This is a genomic window from Erwinia sp. 1181_3 (assembly GCF_052824965.1).
The window spans coordinates 445,988-467,585 of the sequence record NZ_VTDE01000002.1; the positions used below are offsets into that span (position 1 = coordinate 445,988).

Sequence of the window (21,598 nt, forward strand, 5' to 3'; positions counted from 1 at the left end):
AATTTTGCGAGGCGTTACGAAAAAAATCGCTCATAAGAATACATTCAAGGACGGCATTTTCTCCTTAGAAAAAATAGCATTAAAAACCACAATATCTGCATCCGGTTAAAAACTCAATAAAACACACTTCGTTAAAATTCAGTCTTAAATATTTTTTCGTCCAGCGGGATAACAGTAACGCGACAAAGCCGGTCAACCAAACGGGCATGCTAACCAGAGGAAGTTAAGCAAGAAGATACTGTACAAACCGCGTTTCACGGCCCTTCATCAAAAAAAAACCACGATTCTCCCCCTATCGAATCCCTCTGCAGCCCGTTAAGGCTGGGTTACCATGAAAAATAAACATGCTGATATTCTGTTCCAATGAGATCCAAAATGGATGTATTCCACAATTTTTATCCTGCGGATGTATGGGTGAAGTTTTCATGTTTTCATCGCCATCCACCAAATGTTCAGAAAGCCCCGAGCACCTACTCGACCATGACTGAGTAAACGTTAATCCCCCCGATGAGAAACAAGTTAAGTATCGTTACTTTCCAGGGCGGGAAATAGAATATGAAAATAGGTACTCGCAGCGATATTATCTTTTATTCCTTTCTGATGTAATCGTTAATTGCGATACAAAGTGCGGACACTTATCATTGATAAATGATTGCCATGTACCTCAAATGTTTAAATTCTTAACCGTAAGAACAAGAATGCTTGAAATGTCAGGAAGCTCTGGAACGACACCCGTCAGACCTGAAAAAAAGCCTTAATACATTCGCCATGTGTACACAGACTCTCAGTACACCAGCCTCTGAGCCGACATGTGTCAGGAAGTCAGATTAAAGGTTGATCTTTGTTCACCACACATATACTGTATATCCATACAGTAACCTAGTGAGCGAAGACATTATGCGTACTCATTTCCTGAAATCTCAGTCTGTTAGTCGTAACATGCATGCTTCCGCATCTGCGTCCTCTGGCTCGACTTGTGCGAATGGCCTGATCAGCGAACTGATTTACAGTGAGAATCAACCTGACATGACTCAATTGCTGCTGCTGCCTTTGTTGCAGCAGCTGGGGATGCAGTCTCGCTGGCAGTTATGGCTGACACCGCAACAGAAGCTCAGCCGCGACTGGTTACAGCGCTCCGGGTTACCCCTTGATAAAGTCATGCAGTCTCCCTACTGCGGTACGATCACCACGGTAGAAGCCATGATCAAAGCATTGCAGACAGGGAATTACAGTGTGGTTTTAGGCTGGCTGGATGAAGAAGTATCAGAAGTGGATCGTCAACGCTTGCAAGAAGCAGCAAGTTCAGGGCAGGCACTGGGGTTAATTATGCGCTCAGAAAATAGCATTTACTCCTCAGCCAGACCGCTTAATGGATTAAGAATTCACTCATCTTTGTATCATTAAGTAAAAATAAGATTTTTCTCAGACTTTATCTCTGCCAGACCCTTCTTAACAGGCTAATAATGTTATGACGCGGTGCGACAACGGTTTAGCTGGGTTCTCAGACCTGTTTTTGAGCAAAGAATTCACCCTCAAATGTTAAAAAATGTGTATGAAACGCTGTTTTTTTGCTGACCATCGTCACATCATACTTGTAAGTTTGCTGGTACGTTGTAGACTTTAGCTCGCCAGGGTGCTCAATAACCTCCATTTTTTGGAAGAGTCACAATCGAGCTTCTCAACCCGGCGAAGGATTAAATCAAAGAGCTAATTTAAAGCTCATTGCCTATTTGGATGATAACGAGGCGCAAAAATGAAAAAGACAGCTATCGCAATTGCAGTGGCACTGGCTGGCTTCGCTACCGTAGCGCAGGCCGCCCCTAAAGATGACACCTGGTACACCGGTGCTAAACTGGGCTGGTCTCAGTACCACGACAAAGGTTACTACGGTAACGGTTACCAAGATAACGACGGCCCATCACATGAAAGCCAGCTCGGCGCTGGTGCATTTGGTGGCTATCAGGCAAACCAGTACCTGGGCTTCGAGCTGGGTTACGACTGGTTAGGCCGCATGCCTAACAAAGGCAACAACGTCAACGGCGCTTTCAAAGCGCAGGGCGTTCAGCTGGCAGCTAAATTAAGCTACCCAGTTGCTGACGATCTGGACGTGTACACTCGTCTGGGCGGCATGGTATGGCGTGCAGACTCCACCCAGAACGCTAACGGCACTCGTATCAGCGACCACGACACCGGCGTTTCTCCGCTGGCTGCTGTTGGTGTTGAATACGCAGTGACCAAAAACTGGGCAACTCGTCTGGATTACCAGTGGGTTAACAACATCGGTGACGCAGGTACCGTTGGTGCGCGTCCTGATAACTCAATGCTGAGTGTTGGCGTTTCCTACCGTTTCGGTCAGGATGATGCAGTAGCACCAGTTGTTGCTCCGGCTCCGGCTCCAGCGCCAGTTGTTGAAACCAAGCGTTTCACCCTGAAGTCTGACGTTCTGTTCAACTTCAACAAGGCCACTCTGAAGCCAGAAGGTCAGCAGGCTCTGGATCAGCTGTATACCCAGCTGAGCAATCTGGATCCTAAAGACGGCTCTGTTGTCGTTCTGGGCTACACTGACCGTATCGGTTCAGAGCAGTACAACCAGAAACTGTCTGAAAAACGCGCTCAGTCTGTTGTAGACTACCTCGTGTCTAAAGGCATCCCTGCTAACAAGATCTCTGCACGTGGCGAGGGTAAATCTAACCCTGTTACCGGCAGCACCTGTGACAGCGTGAAAGGCCGTAACGCCCAGATCGACTGCCTGGCGCCAGACCGTCGCGTAGAAATCGAAGTTAAAGGCATCAAAGACGTTGTAACTCAGCCACAGGCTTAAGTTATCTCGTTAAAAAAACCCCGCTCCGGCGGGGTTTTTTATTGGCTGAATAAGGTGAAAAAGAGGAAGGGATAAGGCATATGTCGATTTTATTCAGGCTTGCCCAAAATCGCTTTTAGATCCTGCTTCAGCGAGGACATCTGGCTGGCATACTGCTCTTTACGTTCTGCATCTTCAATTAACTGCACTATCGTCTCAGACAACGTACTATTTCGACGCTGCGCAAGACCAGCCAACCGCTGCCAAACCAGATATTCCAGATCGATAGATTTCTTACGCGTATGCTGATGTTCGGCATTAAAATGACGTTTGCGACGCGCACGGATAGTCTGCTTCATGCGATTTTCAAGCAGCGGATTAATATGCTGGCTGATCCATTTCAATACCTCTACTGGTCGATTTTCCATCACCAGTAGCTCATCGACGGCGGCCTGCGCTGCACTTGACTCGATATAACGCGTGATCAATTCACCTTCACGGTGTTTTTTGACCAGGTATTTCCATTTCCATCCGCTTTCAAGATTTTCCAGTTGCTGGTATTTCATCGGAATCTCATGCTGACCACATTACGAATTAAGAATAACAGCTTTTTTTCATCAGGCTGTAAAGAAAACAGGGACATCAGCGTCAATGTTAACGCAAGCAGCGCAGATGTGCATGTGCACTGTGCTTAACCGGCTGAAATATTGTATAATGCCGCTTTTAATCATCTAAGAAAAATACGATAACTTTGACCAACAACCGATTAGAGTGGCGCGCCCTACAGCCCGATACAGAACGCTTCCAGCATCTCCTCTCGCAGGCCTATGCTGCCGATACAGAGTGCTTTGCATCCGTGCAGGCACGCCTGTTTAATGGCTTGAGCCTGCTACTGCAAACCCCGGCCAAAGTACCGCTAATGCTGGTCAAAAGCCCTGAGAGCGCTGAATATCTCGCTTTATTGCAGGATATTCTTTCCTCTCTTACTGTCGATGATGATGATGTTCCGGCCTTATTTGGTGGCCAATATGACATCAGCGAACACGCGGTAAACTGGCGTCCGGCGGAAAACGCTGCGGATAATTTCGCCAGCGAAGGGGGAGTTCATCAGGCTGAATGGATTGAAGCCGAACAACTCTTTGGCTGTGTACGCATCCATCAGTCTACGATAACGCTGTCACCAGGTCTGGTACATCGTGCCAATGGCGGAGTATTGATCCTGTCAATGCGTGCCCTGATGGCGCAACCGCTGCTGTGGCTGCGGCTAAAACAGATCATGGTTAATCAACGGTTTGACTGGTATTCCCAGGATGAAACCCGTCCTCTGCCATTAGCGATCCCATCCATGCCAATGCAGTTCCGCCTGGTACTGGTGGGTGAACGCGATGTGCTGGCAGATTTCCAGGATATGGAGCCTGAACTGGCAGGGCTATCGCTGTACAGCGAGTTCGAAGACAATATTCAACTCGTGGACGAAGAGGAATTCAACCACTGGTTACAGTGGGTGCAAAGTGTTGCCCACAGTCTTGGCTATCCCTCTCCTGCGCCTGATTTCTGGCCAGTGTTGATCCGTGAGGCCGCACGCTATACCGGCGATCAGGATACCCTTCCACTGGATCCTCAATGGCTGGGCCGACAGTTACAGGAAGCCGCACTATACAGCGAAGACAACCAGCTCACTGCCGAAAATCTTCAGGATGCCCTCAGCACGCGCGAATGGCGTGAAGGTTTCCTGCCTGAGCGCATTCGTGACGAGATCCTGCTTGATCAGATTCTGATTGAAACAGAAGGCGAGATGATCGGTCAGATCAACGCCTTATCGGTCATGGAGTTCCCAGGCCATCCTCGCGCATTTGGTGAACCTTCACGCATTAGCTGCGTCGTTCATGTAGGCGATGGTGAGTTCACCGACGTAGAGCGCAAAGCCGAGCTTGGCGGTAATATTCATGCCAAAGGTATGATGATCATGCAGGCATGGCTGATTGCAGAGCTGGAGCTTGAGCAACAGCTGCCGTTTTCTGCCTCAATCGTTTTTGAGCAATCCTACTCCGAAGTCGATGGTGACAGCGCCTCCCTGGCTGAGCTGTGTGCACTGATCAGTGCCCTCGCCTCACAGCCGCTCAATCAACAGCTGGCTGTGACGGGTTCCGTCGATCAGTTTGGTCGCGTGCAGCCTGTTGGCGGGCTGAATGAAAAAATTGAAGGCTTCTTCCACATCTGTAATCAACGCACATTAAGCGGAACCCAGGGGGTCATTATTCCTGCGGCCAATGTGCGTCACCTCTCGCTTCAGCAGGAGGTGGTTGATGCCGTTCGTGAAGGTAAATTCCATCTGTGGGCCGTCTCCAGCGTTGATGAAGCTCTGCCGCTGTTAACGGGTGTAGAGTGGGACAAAGAGACAGGAGCGTGCCTGTTACGTTCGATTCAGGACCGTATCGCACAGATACTTCACCCTGAACCACGCCATCGACCGTGGCCGTTGCGTTGGTTAAACTGGTTTACGCCCGGCTGATCGGACTTGTCCGGCGTACACGTGTAAGCTAAACTCCCTGCTTCATTAAAATAAGGCTTATTGAAAACATGGTAGATAAACGCGAATCCTATACAAAAGAAGACCTGATTGCCTCTGGTCGCGGTGAACTGTTTGGCGCGGAAGGCCCGCCATTGCCAGCTGGCAATATGTTGATGATGGACCGCGTGGTTAAAATGACCGAAGACGGCGGTAACTACGGTAAAGGCTTCGTTGAAGCTGAACTGGATATCAATCCTGACCTGTGGTTCTTCGGCTGCCATTTTATCGGTGACCCGGTCATGCCAGGCTGCCTCGGCCTTGATGCTATGTGGCAGTTGGTTGGTTTCTACCTCGGCTGGTTAGGCGCTGAAGGTAAAGGTCGTGCGTTGGGCGTGGGTGAAGTGAAATTTACCGGCCAGGTTCTGCCAACCGCGAAGAAAGTGTCTTACCGTATTCATTTCAAACGCGTTATCAACCGTAAACTGGTGATGGGCGTGGCAGATGGCGAAGTACTGGTCGATGGTAACGTGATTTACACCGCTACTGACCTGAAAGTGGGCCTGTTCAAAGACACCACCGCGTTCTAAGTCTCTCACTGCTTTCTGATATCCAAAATAATTCGAGTTGTATTAAGGCGGCAAAAGAAGGAATCCCGATGAGCTGAGTGAAGTCAGTGATTCGGGTGACTGAAAGCAGCCAACGCAGAGACAACTTGAAGTATGAAGGATAAAAATGAAAACCTCCGCATAAGCGGAGGTTTTTCCCTTTCTCTGACAGGTGTTACGCGGTAACCGACCTGTCCTCCATGGCTTGTCGCCAACCTCCCAACCAGTGAGATCGAGCATCCAGCATTTGATACGGACACATCTCTTTTGAGCGTCCTGTAATGCCTGCGTGATAACCCCGTGATTGTGCCCGATCCAGGCGATCTCGTTTCTGTCTCTTCATGCCGCGTTTCCCTCATTTAGTCTGGTGGAATCTGGTGGAAAGATACAGTGATTACGTTTCGCGCAACCACTCATAAGTTCTACCGCGACTTTCAGTAAAGATCAACGCGCAAATTTCACGCCAATGTCATGAATGTGTATCAAACCCATGATGATTTCTCGCCACTGCTCGCTGAAAAAACACTGCTATCTGACTGAATGGCAATAAAAAAGCCTTTGATGCCAAAGAAATCAGGTTCTGCAACAATCAAAGGCTTAGTACGTTAGTTAATTTTTTCTTATTGTTCGCGAATTATCGCATTAGCGACCTGCCCTGCAATCTGCTGCCATCCTTTAGCCAGGGTTCTTACTAACCCATCGTAACCATCTTCGCTTTGCGGTAGTACCAGCGTAAACGGCTGCTTTTGCAGTTTCCCATTGTGTTCAAGTATCCATTCACCACTGATCACCGCCTGTCCATCATAGCGACCATGGAAACCCGTTACGGTGACATTGAGCGTATCGTGTTGCTGTCCCAGTGGAGAAGACGAGACCAGCGCTCCCGGCAACGCCGTGCTGAGATTGGTCACCAGCGTTTGCTGCAACTGTTGATCCAGCGGGCTGGCCCACTGGTTATTCGCCGCTATTACGAACTGGACATCATTGCTCTGGTAGACCACACCATTCCCGGCAAGGTAATCCGGCACCGATACGCGTTCTATCCATACTGGCGTCGCCACGTTCCGACTGGCTACAACAGCAGTGCTGCCCGCCGTTGGCAATTGGTAGTAAGCCGTTTTGGGGGTGCTGCAAGCACTCAGTGCCAGCACAAAAGCTACGGGGATCCATTTCATCATTATTTCGCCCTCTTCGGCTGTGGGTCCTGACCGGGTTTGGCTTCGAATACCAACGCATTACTCTTGGTGTTGAGCGTTTTTAATACAGGCTGCAATTCACGCAGGACCTGATCGAGACGCTGCATATCTCCCACCATCTTATTGTAAGCCGGTGAGCCTGGCTGGAAGCCCTTCATGCTGCGATTCAGTTCACGCAGCGTGCTTTGCATATCCGCCGGTAGCTCTTTCATCGACTGGCTGGAAGTAATCTGGTTAAGGCTGTCGAGCGTTTTCTGCATTTCACGCAACGTACGCTGGCTCTCTTTCAATGTGCCGGTCGCTTCGTTCAGCAACGGATTCAGCGGCAGACTGTTAATCTTATCCAGAGATTCCATCAGCTTCTGCTGAATTTGCGCCAGGCCACCGCTTACCGTTGGGATCAGCTCATAGTCAGCAAACGTCGTCGGACCGCTAACAGGTTTCGCATTGTTGTAGAAATCGAGATCGACATACAATGCGCCCGTCAACAGATTGGCAGACTTCAGTGAAGCTCGTAGCCCACTTTTGATACCGTCTTTCAGATGCTGCTCAATATTGAAATCATTACCTAAGCGATTCTCGAAGCGGTCCGGTTCAATACGGATCAGAACTGGAATGCGGTAATCATTATTCAGACGCTGAGCAAGGCCTGGCATGGTAAATGGTACCTCCGCGACCGTCCCCAGACGGATACCGCGGAACTCGACTGGCGCGCCTTTTTGCAGACCACGAATAGAGTCGTTAAAGAACAGCAGGAAGTCTTTGTGTTCGGTATAGAGTGAATCCTGAATGCTGCGCTGGTCGTTGAACAGACGGTATTCCGCTTTGTTTTCAACCCGCTCGCCGCGCTCCCAGCCTTCTGGTACATCAAAGCTGACACCACCGCTGAACAGAGTCGTCAGCGATCCCATCTCCACACGCATTCCTGAAGCCGACATATCCACCGCTATTCCACTGTCTTTCCAGAAGCGAACGTTGCTGGTCACCAGGCGGTCATAAGGTGCGGAAATAAACAACTGATAGGTCATCATGCGCTTGTCCGCATCAAAGGCGCTGGTTTCAACAGACCCCACGCGATAACCACGGAACAGCACCGGGTCACCCGCATTAAGCTGGCCTGCTTTTTCACTGTCGAGGGTAATGCGGATACCTTTAGCATCCAGCGGCGCCAGTGGGGGTGAATCCAGCAGTTCATACTGCGCCGCTTTTTCACCTTTTGCCCCGGGCTGAAGTTCAATGTAGGCACCCGACAGCAGCGTTCCCAGCCCGGTGATCCCTTCACGACCAATAGCGGGTTTCACCACCCAAAAAGCGCTGTCTTCACGCAGCAGTTTTTCCATGCCGGAATTAAGCCGTGCCTTGATTTCCACATGGTGCAGATCATCGGTTAGCACGGCACTTTCGACCACCCCGACGTTAACGCTGCGGCTTTTAATCAGGGTTTTCCCCCCTTCAATACCTTCAGCGTTGGTGGTCATTAACGTGACTACCGGGCCCTGATGGCTGAAGTGATAAAACAAAATCCATGCGCCTATCAAGACGGTGACGATGGGGATGATCCACACCGGCGACCAGCGCTTTATCTTATCTACCGTGGCTACGCCGTGGTTATTGTCCGTCACTTGCAGGCTCCTCAGTCTTCTTTTCTTGTATCCGGTCCCAGGTGAGACGGGGATCAAACGTCATGGCGGCAAACATCGTCAGGATCACCACCAGGGCAAACAGCACCGCACCACTGGCTGGATAAATACTCATCAACTGCCCCATTCGCACCAGTGCCGATAACACGGCAATCACGAATACGTCAATCATTGACCAGCGCCCGACGAACTCAACAACCTCATATATTTTATGCATTTTATCACTGTCGTCCCGGTTGCTGTCGCGCTCGTTGGCATGCCAGCACAACCAGCCGATGGCCATCATTTTCAGCGTTGGGACCATGATACTGGCGATAAAAATCACCAGCGCCACCGGGTAGGATCCATCACTCCACAGCAGGATCACGCCAGCCATAATGGTTGAGGTGATTTTATTGCCCAGCGCCTCGGTAATCATGATCGGCATCAGATTGGCCGGGATATAGAGCAAGATTGATGTCATCAATAAAGCGAGTGTCCATTGCAGGCTGTGCTTTCGTCTGACATGCCCATGAACCCCACAGCGCGGACACTCCAACGTATCGCTGGCGAGTACCGCAGTACAACAACTGCAGGAACGCAGCCCCTGACGCAAGCCACTCACGGCGGGTAATGGCGTGAAGGGAAGCACAGGCAATGGGGCGACCCGCAGCCATAATGTACGGCGATCAATACACTGAAACGCTCTGAGCTGTAACAGGCAGAACAGGCACCAGGGGATAAAACTGGTGCCAATGCCGATATCACCATAAGCCATAAGCTTTACAAAGCTCACCAACACACCGGCGAGAAAGATCTCCGCCATGCCCCATGTTTTCAGCTGAAACAGCACGCGTGCCAGAGTGCGTTTCAGCCCCTGTGGCAACGTAATATCATTCACTAAGAGCAGGATCACCAGCATACAGAAGGCCGGAACCCCCTGAACAAACAGCAAAAACAGCGTCGCAAGGCTACTGTAGTCATCGGAAATCATCACCTGAGGTATTTTGGTCAGGGTGATTTCACTGCTGAGTCCGGCAACATGCATATTGATGAAAGGGAATAAGTTAGCCAGCAGCAGCATAAACAGTGCTGCCAGCGCATAGGCCGTTGGCCGCTTTCGCGGCTCAACCCAGTTAGACTGAAGTGTGGTATGACAACGTGGGCAGCTTGCCTTGCTGCCCGGCCGGATATCTGGCAACTGTGTCATCAGGTCACACTGTGGGCAAAGCATCCATTGATGCGCGTGGTGCGACGAACACATACCTGACCCTCGATAATTTCAGAACAGCAGTATCAGGCGCCGTTGCTTAACGACTCCAGGTATTCCCAACGTTCGAAAGCGACTTCCAGCTCCTGTTCAGCCTTGGCGAGCGAATCCAGTACAGGCTGGGTCACATCATGGGGCTGGTTGAAGAAGTTAGCATCGGCAACCTGCGTCTGATACGTTTCAAGACGGACTTCCAGCTCTTCCATTTTCTTCGGCAGTTGTTCGAGTTCACGCTGCAAATTGTAGCTTAACTTAGCCGCAGGTTTTTTTGCGGCGTCAGTTTTTGCGTTTTCCTGACGCGGCTGCGCACTGGTGGATTTTGCGCTGGCGCGGTTTTGTTTATAGGCACTACGCTGCAGCTGCGCATCGTGGTAGCCGCCAACAAACGCACCGATTTCACCATTGCCTTCAAAGATCCAGCATTCGGTCACGGTGTTATCAACAAACTGACGATCGTGGCTCACCAGCAGAACGGTGCCCTGATAACCATCAACCAACTCTTCCAGCAGCTCAAGCGTTTCCACATCGAGGTCGTTGGTCGGTTCATCGAGGATCAGCAGGTTGCTTGGCTTAAGGAACAGACGTGCCAGCAACAGGCGGTTACGCTCACCACCAGACAAAGCACGCACCGGCGTCATCGCGCGTTTAGGGTGGAACAGGAACTCCTGCAGGTAGCCCAGCACGTGGCGTGGCTTACCATTTACCATCACTTCCTGTTTACCCTCTGCCAGATTGTCCATGACCGTGCGATCCGGGTCCAGGTCCGCGCGGTGCTGGTCAAAGTAGGCGACTTCAAGCTTGGTGCCAATATGCACGCGGCCGCTATCAGCCTTGAGCTCATCGAGCATCAACTTCAGCATGGTCGTTTTGCCACAGCCGTTAGAGCCGATCAGGGCAATTTTATCACCGCGTTGTACCTGGCGGGAGAAATCACGCACCAGTTGTTTACCACCCACCGCATAGCTGACGTTTTCCAGCTCGAAGACAATCTTGCCGGAGCGAGAAGCCTCTTCGACCTGCATATTGGCTTTACCCATCACTTCACGGCGATCGGAACGCTCACGGCGTAACGCTTTAAGCGCACGAACACGCCCTTCGTTACGCGTACGGCGCGCTTTGATGCCCTGACGGATCCACACTTCTTCCTGCGCCAGTTTGCGGTCGAATTCGGCGTTCTGCATTTCTTCAACACGCAGCGCTTCTTCCTTGCTGGTCAGATACAGATCGTAATCGCCCGGCCAGGAAACCAGCTTGCCACGGTCCAGATCAACAATGCGCGTCGCCATGTTGCGAATAAACGAACGGTCATGCGAAATGAAGATGATGCTGCCCTGGAATGTTTTCAGGAACGTTTCCAGCCAGTCGATAGTTTCAATATCGAGGTGGTTAGTGGGTTCATCCAGCATCAGCACTTTCGGATTGCTGACCAGCGCGCGCCCAAGCGCAGCTTTACGCAACCATCCACCGGATAATGAGGACAGCTCGGCGTCCCCATCCAGACCGATTTGTTGCAGCACATCGTGAATACGGCTTTCCAGCTGCCACAGATTCTGGTGGTCAAGAATGCCCTGTAAGCGCGCCATCTCATTCAGGTTTCTGTCGCTCGGATCGTCCATCACTTTATGCGAGATCGCGTGATAGGCTTTCAGGTGTTCTGCCTGTTCTTCCACACCTTCCGCGACAAAATCATACACCGAGCCCTGCACATTACGTGGCGGATCCTGCTGGAGGCGTGCCACCACCAGGTCCTGCTCATAAATAATGCGCCCATCATCCAGCGGTTGTTCGCGGTTGATGATCTTCATCAGGGTGGATTTACCCGCCCCGTTACGGCCAACCAGACAAACACGCTCGTTTTCTTCGATGTGCAGTTCAGTGTTATCCAACAGCGGCGCATCGCTGAATGAGAGGTAAGCGCCATGAATACTGATTAGTGACATAAAAACTTATTCCTTACCGGCGTGAGTGATCAGCCAGCAGTTGTGAATTTGACGATTACGGGCAAAATCCTGCGACTGTGTTTTCGCAGTGATTTCAGTAGCAGCCAGGCCAAGAGCTTCCAGGCCGGCAGAATCCATTTTGAAGCCGCGTTTATTGTTGGAGAACATTACGGTGCCCCCTTTACGCAGCAGACGCTTCAGATCTTTCATCAGATCAAGATGATCGCGCTGCACGTCAAAGCTCTCTTCCATACGCTTGGAGTTAGAGAACGTCGGCGGATCGATAAAGATCAGATCAAACTGTTCATCCGCATCACGCAGCCAGCTCAGGCAGTCTGCCTGCATCAGACGGTGCTGACGCCCGGACAAACCGTTGAGACGCATATTGCGCTCGGCCCATTCGAGATAGGTACGCGACATATCGATCGTAGTCGTGCTGCGCGCGCCTCCCAGACCAGCATGAACGCTGGCGCTGCCGGTGTAAGCAAACAGGTTCAGGAAGTCTTTCCCTTTACTCATCTTCCCCAGCATTTTGCGGGCAACACGGTGGTCGAGGAACAGGCCAGTGTCGAGATAGTCCGTCAGATTAACCCATAATTTGGCGTTAAACTCACCGACTTCAAAGAAATCGCCCTTCTCGCCCAGTTTCTGATACTGATTTTTTCCTTTCTGTTTTTCACGGGTTTTCAGCACCAGTCGGTTAGCCGGCAGCTCGAGCACGCTGAGGGTTGCGGCAATGACATCAAACAGGCGCTGACGCGCTTTGGCTGGCTCGATGGTTTTCGGCGCCGCATATTCCTGCACCACAACCCAGTCACCGTAGCGGTCGACCGCCACATTGTAATCGGGCAGATCGGCATCGTAGACGCGGTAGCATTCAATCCCTTCCTGACGCGCCCATTTATCCAGTTTCTTGGTATTTTTGCGCAGACGGTTGGCGTAGTCTTCTGCCAACTGGCCCGCAGCGGCACCGGTCGGATTTTCCGCCAACTGGTAGTTTTTCTGCACGCAATCCAGCGGGCCGTTCTTCGCTTTAAACTGGCGGTCGGCTCGCAATTGCAGGCAGCTCAGCAGCTCTGGTGAAGCACTGAACAGAGACAGGTTCCAGCCACCAAAATGCGTTTTCATAATACGGCCCAGCTGGCCGTGCAGCGCAATCAACGCAGGTTCACTGTCCAGACGCTCGCCGTACGGTGGGTTACTCAGCACCGTCCCGGTCACTCCCTGCGCCAGCGGGTTGGTCAACTTCAGCACGTCCTGGGTCGTGAATTCAATGAGGTCAGTCAGCCCGGCGTTACGGGCGTTGGCGCGGGCACGTTCGATCACCCGGGAGTCATTATCATAGCCGTAGAAGCGCGACGTGGTTTCCTCTAACCCTTTACGGGCGCGGTCGTGTGCTTCGCGCGTCACATCGCTCCACAGGGACTGATTAAACTGGCTCCAGCCCGTAAAGCCCCAGTGTTTACGTTGCAGTCCTGGCGCACGATCGCTGGCGATCATTGCGGCTTCAATCAGCAAGGTCCCGGAACCACACATCGGATCCACCAGCGGCGATCCCACCTGCCAACCGGATCGCTGCACGATGGCCGCTGCCAGGTTCTCTTTCAACGGAGCCTGACCCGTCTGTTGGCGATAGCCGCGCTGATGCAGGCCGTCCCCGCTCAGATCCAGGGCAATACTGGCCGTATCTTTATTCAACCAGACGTTAACGCGAATATCCGCCTGCTCGCGGTCAACATTCGGGCGCGGCAGGTTTTTACGGGTAAAGCTATCAACGATAGCGTCTTTCACTTTCAACGCGCCGTACTGGCTATTACGGATCACCTCATTCAACCCGCTGAAATGCACCACGAAGGTTTGGTCGCTGCCAAACATGGCTGGCCAGTCAATCGCCTGCACCCCGAGATAAAGATCGAGGTCGCTGTAAACGCCGCATTCGGTTAGCGGCAGGAGGATACGTGAAGCCAGTCGGCTCCACATCAGACTCTGATACATCAGACGATCATCGCCCTGGAAATGTACGCCGCCCTGGACCACCTGGCAGCCTTCGGCCCCCAGCGCTTCCAGTTCACTTTTTAACAGCTCTTCGAGCCCACGCGCCGTACTGGCAAACAGAGAATTCATAGCGTCACTTATCGTCATCAGAAATTGCTGCGCATTATAGCTAATCATGACGTCATGTCATAAAGTTAGCGTTTATTACTGCAAAAACCCTGTAAATAACAGGGTCCGCGGTGGGCGCAATGGAGAATCGCCATGATCAGTCTGTCTCGTTTATTTGTTCATCCGGTTAAATCAATGCGAGGGATGCAGGTTTCCCATGCGCAGGCGCTGAACAGCGGTCTGGCCTTCGACCGTATCTTTATGCTGACCGAACCCGATGGCACCTTTATTACCGCGCGGCAATATCCTGAAATGGTGCTGTTTACCCCGGCGCTGATCGTCGACGGGTTACACCTGAGCGCGCCGGATGGCAGCAGTGCGACCGTGCGCTTTGAGGATTTCCTCAAGACTCCCGCGCCAACCGAAGTCTGGGGTAGCCAGTTCACCGCGTTAATCGCTCCCGACACGATTAATCAATGGCTGAGTGATTTTTTCCCGCGCCAGGTGCAGTTACGCTGGGTCGGCCCGGAGATGACCCGCCGGGTAAAACGCTTTGACGAGGTCCCATTGGGATTTGCTGACGGTTACCCGTTTCTGCTGGTCAATGAGGCCTCTTTGCACGATCTGCAACAACGTTGTCCGGCGGGGGTGAGAATGGAACAGTTTCGCCCCAACCTGGTGGTTAGCGGTGCGGGTGCATGGGCGGAAGATAGCTGGTCGTCATTACGTATCGGGGAAATTATCTTCGATGTGCCGAAACCCTGTAGCCGCTGTGTATTAACCACCGTCAGCACACAATATGGTCGTAAACATCCCGGCGGCGAGCCACTGAATACCTTACAGGGGTTTCGCAGTGCGCTGGATGGAAGCGGTGATATTGATTTTGGCCTTAACCTGGTGGCTCGCAGCAGCGGCGTCGTTCGCGTGGGCGATAAAATTGAGGTGTTAACCAGCCATACGCCACGCGCTTACGGTGCAGGACGCGTAACAGAAACGCTGGAGGTTGCCACCGTTGCAGCCCGCGATGTGACCATCCACTGGCAGGGCCAGCATTTTACTGGTAACAATCAACAGGTATTGCTGGAACAGCTGGAGCTTCAGGGCATTAAAGTGCCTTATTCCTGCCGCTCAGGTATCTGCGGAAGTTGCAAAGTCACACTGGTCAGTGGGGAAGTGAAAGCGATGAAAAAAGGGGCGATACGTCAGGACGGCAGCGTATTAAGCTGTAGCTGTATTCCGGCGGGCGATGTGGTGCTGCGCTAATAGCAAGCGCGGTGACTTACACCGCGCGTGCGAAGCGAATACCATCTGCACTGGCGTGAGGAAGCAAGCGATCATGCATAATTTTAATTGCATCACCCAAAACCATTCCACGACCAGCCACAGTTAACTGCACCTGCGCCAGCAGGCACAGTGCGGCGCTGTCACCAGACTCTACCACCAGCAGACTTGCCGATTCACCGCTGTCAGAGACCTTGACGTTGACCAGTTCACCGTCAGCCGGACGCCAGTTTCCCTGAATATAGCTGTCAAAATGCCAGCTTTTAGGCATCAATGGTTTCAGGAAACGCGTGGCCACCAGCGCATTCAGCACCAGCTCAGCTCGCTGATCGGCATTCAATTGCGTATCACGGCAGCGTTCGTCAAAGGTGAAAAACAGTGCAGCATCATCAACACAGAAACCGGAAACATCAAAAGCATCAGGCGTTAACATTTTGCGCGGAAAGCGGGAACGAAATAACATACCGTCCGCCAGGTCGAGCATCATCCGGTCATGTTCTTCGTCGAAAAACCAACGCCAGTTATCGTCTGGTTTTATCCTCATGATGGTTCCTGTATTAATACTTAGTTACAAGTAGCCGGAAAAGCATATTCCCTTTCCGGAAACCAGAGGCTTCGTTAACGCTCTCAGCTCGCTCTGTAAAATTTGAATATTGTCTGAACAGCACAAAATATAAACGAGACAGCAGCGAAAATAAAGCCCCTGGCATATTTAACGCTAAATTAACCTAGAGATGAGTCACAATTTCTTTTATCAAAGGCGGTCCTTTGTAAATAAATCCAGAATATATTTGCACCAGCGAAGCACCCGCCGTCATTTTTTCACGCGCCGAAACCAGTGAATCAATCCCACCAACGCCAATAATTGGGATGCGCCCCTGTAATTCCAGCGCCAGACGGCGAACGATTTCGGTACTGCGCAGCTGTACCGGACGACCACTTAGCCCACCCGCTTCTTCCGCGTGCTTTAATCCTTTTACCAGCTCACGATCGAGGGTGGTATTGGTCGCAATCACGCCATCAATATTGTGGCGCACTAAACTGTCGGCCACCTGGATCAATTCTTCTTCAGAAAGATCCGGTGCGATCTTAACCGCCACAGGAACATATTTATGATGGATCTGTTGAAGATCGTTTTGACGGATTTTAATCGCCGCCAGCAAATCATCCAGCGCTTCGCCGTATTGTAAAGATCGTAAGCCTGGGGTGTTAGGTGAAGAGATATTGATGGCGATGTAGCCGGCATACGGATAAATCTTATCCATACAGGTTAAATAATCGTCTTTACCCTGCTCTACCGGGGTATCTTTATTCTTGCCAATATTAATGCCGAGGATACCGTCAAAATGGGCTTTTTTAACATTCTCTACCAGGTTATCAACGCCCATATTATTGAAGCCCATGCGGTTGATGATCCCTTCCGCTGCCACAATCCGGAACATACGCGGCTTATCATTGCCCGGCTGAGGGCGCGGCGTCACGGTACCAATTTCAATGGAACCAAACCCCATCGCACCAAATGCATCAATGCATTCGCCGTTTTTATCCAGGCCAGCGGCCAGGCCCAGTGGATTCTTAAAGGTCAGTCCCATGCAGGTTACGGGCTTAAAAGGGAGCGACTGACGGATAAGACCCATCAGCGGGGTGCCGGAGATACGCTTCAACTGCTGCAAAGTCAGGTCATGCGCGCGCTCAGGATCGAGCTGAAACAGCGCCTTACGAACGAAAGGGTAATACATGGTCACTCCTGAGGTCCCGATGGAAAATCGGGGTCGTATTATCCGGGTTTCATGGGGTAAAGGGAAATGACCTGGCGCAAAAGCGGGCCTGAATCGACGGTTTTTTTACTTCATCAAGGCCGTTATGCCGCGCTATATGTGCAAACTGGCAAAAATATGCCGGATAAATCATTTAAGCGTCCAAACGCGCTCTGTCAGGATGAGCCATCGGTTCTTGAATTTCGTTTATCAATAACTTTTGGTTATAAGGAGAGGTTATGCGCGTTATTACTCTGGCGGGAAGCCCCCGTTTTCCTTCACGCTCCACCGCACTACTGACCATTTGCCAGCATGCGCTGGAAAAACGCGGCGTCGAGGTTATCCCGTGGAATCTGCATAACTTCAATCCCGAAGATTTATTGTATGCCCGCTTCGATTCCCCCGCCCTGCTGGCCTTAAAGGAAGACCTCGAATCGGCTGACGGGTTGATCGTCGCAACCCCTGTCTATAAGGCATCGTTTGCCGGGGCATTGAAAACGCTGCTTGACCTGCTGCCAGAACGTGCGCTGGAACATAAAGTGGTGTTACCGCTGGCAACAGGCGGCACCGTAGCCCATCTGCTGGCCGTCGATTACGCACTGAAACCCGTTCTGAATGCACTGAAAGCGCAGGAAGTGCTGCACGGGGTATTCGCTGACGATACGCAGATCAGCCATTACGACCGGACGCCTGAACTCTCTCCGATTCTGGCTGAGCGGCTGGCAGAGTCGATCGATACCTTCTGGCATGCACTTGCCCGCCGCCATCAACCTCTGGCTGCTGCCGTCTGAAAAGGTGACCGTCTATGACATTGTTTGCTCGCATATTTAGCACCCTGCTGATAACCGGGCTGCTGGCCAGCCAGGCGATTGCTGCTGACGCCATCCCGGCCCCCGACCAGGTCCGTATTGGTTACCAAAAAGGCTCGGTCAGTATGGTGCTGGCGAAATCCCACCAGCTGCTGGAGAAGCGCTTCCCGCATACCACCATTAAATGGGTAGAGTTCCCTGCCGGGCCACAGATGCTGGAAGCATTAAACGTCAACAGCATTGACCTTGGCAGCACCGGCGACATCCCGCCGATTTTCGCTCAGGCCGCTGGCGCGGATCTGTTGTATGTCGGTTCCGAACCGCCAAAACCACGATCTGAAGTGATTCTGGTGCGTGAAGACAGTCCGTTGAAAACCGTGGCAGACCTGAAGGGCCATAAAGTGGCCTTCCAGAAGGGCTCAAGCTCCCACAATCTGCTGTTACGTGCATTAAAAGAGGCCGGACTGGGTTTCAATGATATTCAGCCTGCGTTTCTGACGCCTGCGGATGCCCGCGCCGCTTTCCAGCAGGGAGATGTTGACGCCTGGGCAATCTGGGATCCCTATTACTCTGCGGCCATCCAGCAGGGCGGCGTGCGCGTACTGAAAAATGGCGACACGTTAAATCTGACCGGCTCGTTCTACCTCGCAACTCGCCCGTTCACCGAAAAGAATGGCGTGTTTCTGCAACAGGTACTGGACACCTTCAGCCAGGCCGATGCCCTGACGCGCAGCCATCGTGAACAGAGCGTGGACCTGCTTTCAACGGCGATGGGTCTGCCAAAACCGGTGATCTCAACCTATTTCAATCATCGCCCGCCAACCGCCATTACCCTGGTCAGTGAGAAGACAGCAAAGGCTCAGCAGCAAACTGCCGATCTGTTTTACACCAGCAAACTGATGCCGGTGAAAGTCGATATTTCCAGCCGCATCTGGTATGGCCCGTCAACCCATTGATTGAGGAATAACATAATGAGTCTCTCCGTATTCTGGTTTCTTCCCACTCACGGTGATGGGAAATATTTGGGTACCAACGAAGGTGCACGCCCGGTGGATCATGCTTACCTGCAACAAATCGCGCAGGCTGCCGATCGCCTGGGATTTGGCGGCGTGCTGATCCCGACTGGCCGCTCCTGTGAAGATGCCTGGCTGGTTGCCGCCTCGCTGATCCCGGTCACCCAGCGTCTGCGCTTCCTGGTGGCACTGCGCCCCGGCGTGATCTCGCCCACGCAGGCTGCCCGTCAGGCAGCCACGCTCGACCGCCTCTCTAACGGCCGCGCACTGTTTAATCTGGTCACCGGTGGCGATGCGGAAGAGCTGGCGGGAGATGGCGTGTTCCTCGATCACCGTGAGCGCTATGCAGAGTCTGCCGAGTTTACCCGCGTATGGCGCCGCGTGCTGGAAGGCGAGACGGTTGATTACGAAGGGAAACATGTTCATGTGCGTGGCGCGCGTCTGATGTTTAAGCCGGTTCAGCAGCCCCGTCCGCCACTGTGGTTTGGCGGGTCGTCTGATGTCGCGCAGGATCTGGCTGCCGAACAGGTTGATGTCTATCTGACCTGGGGGGAACCGCCTGAGCAGGTCAAAGAAAAAATTGCTCAGGTACAGGCGAAAGCCGCCGCATTAGGGCGTAAAGTGCTTTTTGGTATTCGTCTGCATGTGATTGTGCGTGAAACCAATGAAGAGGCATGGCAGGCCGCTGACCGTCTGATCTCGCATCTTGATGATGCGACCATTGCCAAAGCGCAGGCCGCACTGGCGAAAACAGATTCTGTTGGCCAACAGCGAATGGCTGCCCTGCACGGTGGCAAACGTGACCAGCTTGAGATCAGCCCGAATCTGTGGGCAGGTGTGGGCCTGGTGCGTGGCGGTGCCGGAACCGCTTTAGTGGGCGATGGCCCGACGGTGGCAGCCCGTATGCAGGAATATGCCGATCTCGGCATTGAGACCTTTATTCTTTCCGGCTATCCGCACCTGGAAGAAGCGTATCGCGTGGGCGAACTGCTGTTCCCACATCTGGATCTTAATGTCCCTTCGATCCCGCAACCGCAGGTCGTTCAGGCGCACGGGGAACATGTTGCGCATGATTTTGCCCCACAAAAAGTATCGCAAAGTTAGAGGTGGAGAATGAGTAAGACCCTTAATCGTATCGGCAATGGCCTGCTGCCCTGGGCGCTGCCGATCCTGCTGGTGGCGGTATGGCAGTTAGCCTCACAAATGGGCTGGCTTTCAACGCGCATTTTGCCGTCACCGGAAGCCATTGTGGTGACCTTCTGGAAGCTGTCTGCCAGCGGTGAGCTATGGCAACATCTGGCGATCAGCAGCTGGCGTGCGGCGATTGGTTTCAGCATCGGTGGATCGATTGGTCTGATACTGGGGTTAATCACCGGAATGTCACGTCTGGGTGAGCGCCTGCTCGATACCTCCGTGCAAATGCTGCGCAACGTCCCCCATCTGGCGCTGATCCCGCTGGTGATCCTGTGGTTCGGCATTGATGAATCGGCCAAAATCTTTCTGGTTGCGCTGGGGACGCTGTTCCCGATTTACCTGAATACCTACCATGGTATCCGTAATATCGATCGCGGGCTGGTGGAGATGGCACGCAGTTATGGTCTGTCTGGCTGGAGTCTGTTTATCCAGGTGGTGTTGCCTGGCGCCCTGCCCTCCATTATGGTCGGCGTGCGTTTTGCGCTGGGCCTGATGTGGCTGACCCTGATCGTTGCCGAAACCATTTCAGCCAACTCCGGCATCGGCTACCTCGCCATGAATGCCCGCGAGTTTTTGCAAACCGATGTGGTGGTGGTGGCGATTATTCTTTATGCCCTGCTGGGCAAACTGGCTGACGTCAGCGCTCAACTGCTGGAGCGTGTCTGGCTGCGCTGGCATCCGGCGTATCAACTAAAAGAGGAAAACGCATGAGCGAATTAAACACGTCTCCGGCGCGTCTTAATGCCGGTACGCCGCTGGTGATCAATGGTGTCAGCAAGCAATATAACCAGCGCACAGTACTGAATAACATCAACCTGCATATTCCCTCGGGCCAGTTTGTCGCCGTGGTGGGCCGCAGTGGCTGCGGTAAAAGCACCCTGTTACGACTGCTGGCCGGGCTGGAGAAAGCCAGCAGTGGCGAGCTGCTGGCCGGCAGTGCATCACTGAATGAAGCACGGGAAGATATTCGTCTGATGTTCCAGGATGCGCGCCTGCTGCCGTGGAAAAGCGTGATCGATAACGTTGGCCTTGGCCTGAAAGGCAAAGCCTGGAAAGAACAGGCGCTGGCGGCGCTGGATGCCGTTGGTCTGGCAGATCGTGCCAAAGAGTGGCCTGCTGCGTTGTCCGGCGGGCAAAAACAACGCGTGGCATTGGCGCGAGCCCTGATTCATCGCCCGGGCTTGCTGCTGCTGGATGAGCCACTCGGTGCGCTGGATGCCTTAACCCGTATTGAGATGCAGGATCTGATTGAATCGCTTTGGCAACAGCATCACTTTACCGTGTTGCTGGTGACCCATGATGTCAGTGAAGCGGTAGCAATGGCTGACCGGGTTCTGCTGATTGAAGAAGGGAATATCGGACTGGACCTGCTGGTTGAGCTGCCACGTCCACGCCGTAAAGGCTCGGTCAAACTGGCGGAACTGGAAGCGGAAGTGCTCGACCGCGTGATGAAACGTTCACCCGTCCAACAGGACCGCCATTATGCACATGGCTAAAAA

General features: G+C 52.5%; 19 protein-coding genes. 10 read left to right on the top strand and 9 right to left on the bottom strand.

Annotated features, from left to right (window positions below; translation table 11 throughout):
* Positions 1-897: 897 nt before the first annotated feature.
* On the top strand, positions 898-1,404 hold the full coding sequence (gene sulA, locus FY046_RS06490) for an SOS-induced cell division inhibitor SulA (protein ID WP_133840999.1): 507 nt from the start codon (positions 898-900) through the stop codon (positions 1,402-1,404).
* Between the two features lie 349 nt (positions 1,405-1,753).
* Positions 1,754-2,821: a porin OmpA gene (ompA, locus tag FY046_RS06495; RefSeq protein ID WP_159337121.1), complete on the top strand. Its 1,068-nt coding sequence runs from the start codon at positions 1,754-1,756 to the stop codon at positions 2,819-2,821.
* A gap of 89 nt (positions 2,822-2,910) precedes the next feature.
* Here the strand turns inward: ompA and matP are convergent, their stop codons facing one another.
* Positions 2,911-3,366: a macrodomain Ter protein MatP gene (gene matP, locus FY046_RS06500; RefSeq protein WP_133841001.1), complete on the bottom strand. Its 456-nt coding sequence runs from the start codon at positions 3,364-3,366 to the stop codon at positions 2,911-2,913.
* Positions 3,367-3,551: 185 nt separating this feature from the next.
* Between matP and FY046_RS06505 the strand changes: the two genes are divergently transcribed.
* Complete coding sequence (locus FY046_RS06505; RefSeq protein ID WP_159337122.1) at positions 3,552-5,312, top strand: AAA family ATPase; 1,761 nt, start codon at positions 3,552-3,554, stop codon at positions 5,310-5,312.
* 68 nt (positions 5,313-5,380) lie between these two features.
* A complete protein-coding gene (fabA, locus tag FY046_RS06510; RefSeq protein WP_133841003.1) occupies positions 5,381-5,899 on the top strand; it encodes a bifunctional 3-hydroxydecanoyl-ACP dehydratase/trans-2-decenoyl-ACP isomerase in 519 nt (172 codons plus the stop codon).
* A gap of 193 nt (positions 5,900-6,092) precedes the next feature.
* Here the strand turns inward: fabA and rmf are convergent, their stop codons facing one another.
* The 6 genes from rmf to rlmKL all read right to left on the bottom strand — a co-directional run bounded on the left by rmf (position 6,093) and on the right by rlmKL (position 14,066).
* Positions 6,093-6,260, bottom strand: coding sequence for a ribosome modulation factor (gene rmf / locus FY046_RS06515; RefSeq protein ID WP_072277417.1), 168 nt, complete (start codon positions 6,258-6,260; stop codon positions 6,093-6,095).
* Between the two features lie 277 nt (positions 6,261-6,537).
* Complete coding sequence (gene pqiC / locus FY046_RS06520) at positions 6,538-7,095, bottom strand: membrane integrity-associated transporter subunit PqiC (protein WP_133841004.1); 558 nt, start codon at positions 7,093-7,095, stop codon at positions 6,538-6,540.
* Positions 7,095-8,735, bottom strand: a complete 1,641-nt coding sequence (pqiB, locus tag FY046_RS06525) for an intermembrane transport protein PqiB (protein ID WP_133841005.1) — start codon at positions 8,733-8,735, stop codon at positions 7,095-7,097. Before pqiB ends, pqiC begins: the two co-directional genes overlap by 1 nt.
* Positions 8,722-9,996: a membrane integrity-associated transporter subunit PqiA gene (gene pqiA, locus FY046_RS06530; protein WP_133841006.1), complete on the bottom strand. Its 1,275-nt coding sequence runs from the start codon at positions 9,994-9,996 to the stop codon at positions 8,722-8,724. Before pqiA ends, pqiB begins: the two co-directional genes overlap by 14 nt.
* A 32-nt stretch (positions 9,997-10,028) precedes the next feature.
* Positions 10,029-11,942 carry an ABC transporter ATP-binding protein gene (locus FY046_RS06535; protein ID WP_159337123.1) on the bottom strand — a complete coding sequence of 638 codons (1,914 nt, stop codon included), beginning with the start codon at positions 11,940-11,942 and terminating at the stop codon, positions 10,029-10,031.
* A 6-nt stretch (positions 11,943-11,948) separates the two neighbouring features.
* The gene (gene rlmKL / locus FY046_RS06540; protein WP_446185887.1) at positions 11,949-14,066 is read right to left on the bottom strand and encodes a bifunctional 23S rRNA (guanine(2069)-N(7))-methyltransferase RlmK/23S rRNA (guanine(2445)-N(2))-methyltransferase RlmL; all 2,118 of its coding nucleotides are present in this window, start codon (positions 14,064-14,066) and stop codon (positions 11,949-11,951) included.
* Between the two features lie 132 nt (positions 14,067-14,198).
* Here rlmKL and FY046_RS06545 point away from each other — a divergent pair, with 132 nt between their 5' ends.
* Complete coding sequence (locus FY046_RS06545; RefSeq protein ID WP_133841009.1) at positions 14,199-15,308, top strand: YcbX family protein; 1,110 nt, start codon at positions 14,199-14,201, stop codon at positions 15,306-15,308.
* 16 nt (positions 15,309-15,324) lie between these two features.
* Here the strand turns inward: FY046_RS06545 and FY046_RS06550 are convergent, their stop codons facing one another.
* Positions 15,325-15,870 (bottom strand): cell division protein ZapC, encoded by a 546-nt coding sequence (locus tag FY046_RS06550; protein ID WP_446185888.1) that lies wholly within the window; start codon positions 15,868-15,870, stop codon positions 15,325-15,327.
* Between the two features lie 184 nt (positions 15,871-16,054).
* The gene (gene pyrD, locus FY046_RS06555) at positions 16,055-17,065 is read right to left on the bottom strand and encodes a quinone-dependent dihydroorotate dehydrogenase (protein ID WP_133841011.1); all 1,011 of its coding nucleotides are present in this window, start codon (positions 17,063-17,065) and stop codon (positions 16,055-16,057) included.
* Between the two features lie 257 nt (positions 17,066-17,322).
* Between pyrD and ssuE the strand changes: the two genes are divergently transcribed.
* From ssuE to ssuB, 5 genes are read left to right on the top strand one after another with little or no spacing between them, the layout of a single operon-like run.
* Positions 17,323-17,874, top strand: a complete 552-nt coding sequence (ssuE, locus tag FY046_RS06560) for an NADPH-dependent FMN reductase (protein WP_133841012.1) — start codon at positions 17,323-17,325, stop codon at positions 17,872-17,874.
* Positions 17,875-17,888: 14 nt separating this feature from the next.
* Positions 17,889-18,848 carry an aliphatic sulfonate ABC transporter substrate-binding protein gene (locus FY046_RS06565; RefSeq protein WP_446185889.1) on the top strand — a complete coding sequence of 320 codons (960 nt, stop codon included), beginning with the start codon at positions 17,889-17,891 and terminating at the stop codon, positions 18,846-18,848.
* A gap of 15 nt (positions 18,849-18,863) precedes the next feature.
* The gene (gene ssuD / locus FY046_RS06570) at positions 18,864-20,009 is read left to right on the top strand and encodes an FMNH2-dependent alkanesulfonate monooxygenase (RefSeq protein WP_446185890.1); all 1,146 of its coding nucleotides are present in this window, start codon (positions 18,864-18,866) and stop codon (positions 20,007-20,009) included.
* A gap of 9 nt (positions 20,010-20,018) precedes the next feature.
* Positions 20,019-20,810 (top strand): aliphatic sulfonate ABC transporter permease SsuC, encoded by a 792-nt coding sequence (gene ssuC / locus FY046_RS06575; RefSeq protein WP_133841015.1) that lies wholly within the window; start codon positions 20,019-20,021, stop codon positions 20,808-20,810.
* Positions 20,807-21,595: an aliphatic sulfonates ABC transporter ATP-binding protein gene (gene ssuB / locus FY046_RS06580; RefSeq protein ID WP_133841016.1), complete on the top strand. Its 789-nt coding sequence runs from the start codon at positions 20,807-20,809 to the stop codon at positions 21,593-21,595. Before ssuC ends, ssuB begins: the two co-directional genes overlap by 4 nt.
* The last annotated feature ends 3 nt before the right edge of the window (positions 21,596-21,598 follow it).

Bases quoted from the DNA above. Each gene is read 5' to 3' on its own strand.
- ssuB (WP_133841016.1), top strand. From the start codon at position 20,807: ATGAGCGAATTAAACACGTCTCCGGCGCGTCTTAATGCCGGTACGCCG.
- ssuE (WP_133841012.1), top strand. From the start codon at position 17,323: ATGCGCGTTATTACTCTGGCGGGAAGCCCCCGTTTTCCTTCACGCTCC.
- pqiC (WP_133841004.1), bottom strand. From the start codon at position 7,095: ATGATGAAATGGATCCCCGTAGCTTTTGTGCTGGCACTGAGTGCTTGC.
- pyrD (WP_133841011.1), bottom strand. From the start codon at position 17,065: ATGTATTACCCTTTCGTTCGTAAGGCGCTGTTTCAGCTCGATCCTGAG.
- ssuD (WP_446185890.1), top strand. From the start codon at position 18,864: ATGAGTCTCTCCGTATTCTGGTTTCTTCCCACTCACGGTGATGGGAAA.
- rlmKL (WP_446185887.1), bottom strand. From the start codon at position 14,066: ATGAATTCTCTGTTTGCCAGTACGGCGCGTGGGCTCGAAGAGCTGTTA.
- FY046_RS06565 (WP_446185889.1), top strand. From the start codon at position 17,889: ATGACATTGTTTGCTCGCATATTTAGCACCCTGCTGATAACCGGGCTG.
- FY046_RS06545 (WP_133841009.1), top strand. From the start codon at position 14,199: ATGATCAGTCTGTCTCGTTTATTTGTTCATCCGGTTAAATCAATGCGA.
- matP (WP_133841001.1), bottom strand. From the start codon at position 3,366: ATGAAATACCAGCAACTGGAAAATCTTGAAAGCGGATGGAAATGGAAA.
- ompA (WP_159337121.1), top strand. From the start codon at position 1,754: ATGAAAAAGACAGCTATCGCAATTGCAGTGGCACTGGCTGGCTTCGCT.
- FY046_RS06550 (WP_446185888.1), bottom strand. From the start codon at position 15,870: ATGAGGATAAAACCAGACGATAACTGGCGTTGGTTTTTCGACGAAGAA.
- ssuC (WP_133841015.1), top strand. From the start codon at position 20,019: ATGAGTAAGACCCTTAATCGTATCGGCAATGGCCTGCTGCCCTGGGCG.
- rmf (WP_072277417.1), bottom strand. From the start codon at position 6,260: ATGAAGAGACAGAAACGAGATCGCCTGGATCGGGCACAATCACGGGGT.
- FY046_RS06535 (WP_159337123.1), bottom strand. From the start codon at position 11,942: ATGTCACTAATCAGTATTCATGGCGCTTACCTCTCATTCAGCGATGCG.
- fabA (WP_133841003.1), top strand. From the start codon at position 5,381: ATGGTAGATAAACGCGAATCCTATACAAAAGAAGACCTGATTGCCTCT.
- sulA (WP_133840999.1), top strand. From the start codon at position 898: ATGCGTACTCATTTCCTGAAATCTCAGTCTGTTAGTCGTAACATGCAT.
- pqiA (WP_133841006.1), bottom strand. From the start codon at position 9,996: ATGTGTTCGTCGCACCACGCGCATCAATGGATGCTTTGCCCACAGTGT.